General features: G+C 70.7%; 3 protein-coding genes. 2 read left to right on the plus strand and 1 reads right to left on the minus strand.

Annotation, left to right across the window (positions count from 1 at the left end; genetic code table 11):
• Positions 1-1437: pectate lyase-like domain-containing protein (locus tag JGS39_RS38305; RefSeq protein WP_219574386.1), on the plus strand; the 1437-nt coding region annotated here is incomplete at its 5' end.
• Between the two features lie 94 nt (positions 1438-1531).
• Here JGS39_RS38305 and JGS39_RS38310 read toward each other — a convergent pair.
• Entirely contained in the window at positions 1532-2104 is a 573-nt protein-coding gene (locus tag JGS39_RS38310; protein ID WP_219574387.1) for a TetR/AcrR family transcriptional regulator, read from the minus strand.
• A gap of 148 nt (positions 2105-2252) precedes the next feature.
• Between JGS39_RS38310 and JGS39_RS38315 the strand changes: the two genes are divergently transcribed.
• Positions 2253-3182, plus strand: a complete 930-nt coding sequence (locus JGS39_RS38315; protein WP_219574388.1) for an SDR family oxidoreductase — start codon at positions 2253-2255, stop codon at positions 3180-3182.
• Positions 3183-3265 lie beyond the last annotated feature (83 nt).

Consider the following 3265-nt stretch of genomic DNA (forward strand, 5'->3'; position numbering starts at 1 on the left):
CCGGACGACACCACGTTCAACGGTGATGTGACCGTCGACGCGGGCTGGTTCAACGGCAACGCCACCCAGAACTTCTGGCGCTCGGCCGAGAACCTCGCGCTCAACCCCGTGAGCGGCACCGACCGTTGGGCGGTCTCGCAGGCCGCGCCCTTCCGCCGCATGCACGTCAAGGGCGGGCTCAACCTCGCGCCCGACGGCTACGGCTGGGCGAGCGGCGGCTACATCGCAGACAGCAAGATCGACGGCCAGGTCGGCCCGTACTCGCAGCAGCAGTGGTATACCCGCGACAGCACCATCGGCAGTTGGGGCAACGGCGTCTGGAACATGACGTTCTCCGGTGTCGAGGGCGCCCCCGCCCAGAGCTTCCCCGAACCGCCGTACACCACCCTGGAGAACACCCCGGTCTCCCGCGAGAAGCCGTTCCTCTACCTGGACGGCGCCGACTACAAGGTCTTCGTGCCCGAGAAGCGCACCAACGCGCGCGGCGTCTCGTGGGCCAACGGGACGCCGAAGGGCGAGTCCATCCCGCTGGACCAGTTCTACGTGGTCAAGCCCGGCGCGACCGCGGAGACCATCAACGCGGCCGTGGACCAGGGTCTGCATCTGCTCTTCACGCCCGGGGTCTACCACGTCGACCAGACGATCAACATCGACCGCGCCAACACGGTCGCACTGGGGCTCGGTCTCGCGACGATCATCCCGGACAACGGGGTCACGGCCATCAAGGTCGGTGACGTGGACGGAGTGAAGCTCGCCGGACTGCTCGTCGACGCAGGTCCCACCAACTCCGACACGCTGATCGAGGTCGGCCCCGAGGGCGCGTCCGCGAGCCACGCCGACAACCCGACGTCGCTCCAGGACGTGTTCGTCCGGGTCGGCGGCGCGGGAGCCGGCAAGGCCACCACGGGCATGGTCGTCAACAGCAACGACACGATCATCGACCACACCTGGCTGTGGCGCGCCGACCACGGCGAGGGCGTCGGCTGGGAGACCAACCGGGCCGACTACGGCCTCCAGGTCAACGGCGACAACGTGCTCGCGACGGGTCTGTTCGTGGAGCACTTCAACAAGTACGACGTCCGCTGGTCCGGGGAGAACGGGAAGACGATCTTCTTCCAGAACGAGAAGGCGTACGACGCCCCGAACCAGGCCGCCATCCAGAACGGTGACACCAAGGGTTACGCGGCCTACAAGGTCGACGACTCCGTCACCACCCACGAAGGCTGGGGCCTGGGCAGCTACTGCTACTTCAACGTCGACCCCACCATCCGCCAGGACCACGGATTCCAGGCACCGGTGAAGCCCGGCGTGAAGTTCCACGACCTGCTCGTCGTCTCCCTCGGCGGCCAGGGCCAGTACGAACACGTCATCAACGACACCGGATCACCCACTTCAGGGACGGACACCATTCCGTCGCAGGTGGTGTCGTTCCCCTAGGAAGCCCCGCACGCAACACGGTGCGAAGGATCTTCCCCCCACCCCCCACCACCACACGGTGCGCCCCGCCATTCCATGGCGGGGCGCACCGCTGTCAGGCCCGGCCGCCCGCCATCACGGCCTTGAGCCCGTCGAGGCCCTCCTCGATGTACACACCCATGGGCCGGCCGTCGGTCTCCTCGATCCAGCCCTCGAACGCGACCTTGAAGACGGCGATGCCCGCCTCCCCCGCCAGACTCGCGGCCGGTTCCGGGACGCCGCGCGCCCGCAGGGACTCGGCGAGTGCCCCGGACAGCGAGGCGAGCTTGACCAGTTCGCGCTCCCGCAGTTCCGCGTTGGCCGAGACGATTTTCTGGCGCCGCAGGGACTGCTCTCGGCGCTCGTCGAAGACGGCAGCGGCAGCGCGGAGTGCCGCAGCCACGGCGTCGATCGGCGCCGCCGTCGCGGGCGCACCGGCGAGGGTGTCCACCAGAAGTTCCTGGAGCAGCGCGGAGCCTCCGAACAGGACTTCGCGCTTGTCGGCGTAGTGCCGGAAGAACGTCCGCTCCGTAAGGCCCGCCCGTGCGGCGATCTCGGTCACGGTCGCCTGCTCGTAACCGCGTTCGCCATAGAGCTCCATGGCCGCCTGCTCCAGGCGGCCCCTCGCGTTCGGCTCCCATCGACCCATGCCGCCGATTCTATGTGATGACAGTGGCAGACATCAGGCGTAGGGTGATGTCAGTTGCTGACATCGATGGTTCCTCGCAGTGCCGCAACGCCCGCAGCGCCCGCTGGCGCGCACGACCGGAGCCGTCGACCGACCCGGGAGGTCTCCCATGCGTGTATTCATGACCGGCGCGTCCGGCTGGATCGGTTCCACCGTCGTTCCCGAGCTCATCGACGCGGGCCACCAGGTCGTCGGGCTCGCCCGCTCGGGCACCTCGGCCGAGGCGCTCGTCGCCGCGGGAGCCGAGGCGGTGCGCGGGGACCTGGGCGACATCGGCACCCTGCGCGACGCGGCCGTCGGCGCGGACGGCGTGATCCACCTCGCGTTCAAGCACGACATCGCCTTCTCGGGGGGCTTCGAGGGCGCCGCCGCCGCGGACCGCCTGGCCGTCGAGACGTTCGGCGAGGCGCTCGCGGGTTCCGGCAAGCCGTTCGTCATCGCCTCCGGAACGCTCGGGCTCGCCCCGGGCCGGGTCGCCACCGAGGAGGACGGGCAGAGCCCCGACTGGCCGACGCCGTTCGCGGCCGCGCGGGCCCGGCTGGCCACGGCCCTGCTGGCTGTCTCCCTCGCCTCGCGCAACGTCCGCTCGTCCGTCGTGCGCTTCCCCCCGACGGTGCACGGCGAAGGGGACCACGGCTTCATGGCGGCCCTGGTCGGTATCGCCCGCGACAGGGGCGTCTCCGGCTACGTCGGCGACGGCTCCAACCGCTGGCCGGCCGTGCACCGCGCCGACGCCGCCCACCTCGTGCGCCTCGCGCTGGAGGCCGCCCCCGCTGGGTCGACGCTGCACGCGGTCGGCGAGGAGGGCGTCCCGATCCGTGACGTCGCCGACGCCATCGGGCGCCACCTCGGCCTCCCCGTCGCCTCGGTCCCTCCCGAGGACGCGGACGCGCACTTCGGCTGGCTGGGCGGCCTCGTGGGTGTGGACGGGCCGGCCTCCAGCGCCCTGACCCGCGCCTCGTTCGGATGGCGGCCCGTGCAGCCGGGGCTGATCGAGGACCTCGACAAGGGGCACTATTTCGACGCCCCGTCCGCATGACGGCACGGCTGGCAGATCGCGCCTCGCCCAGCTGATCACGGCGCAACCGCCACCGGAGCGGGGCCCGACTGCCGGAGCGGGGC

The sequence above is a fragment of the Streptomyces poriferorum genome (genome assembly GCF_019399235.1).
In the GTDB taxonomy this organism is placed as follows: Bacteria; Actinomycetota; Actinomycetes; order Streptomycetales; family Streptomycetaceae; genus Streptomyces; species Streptomyces poriferorum.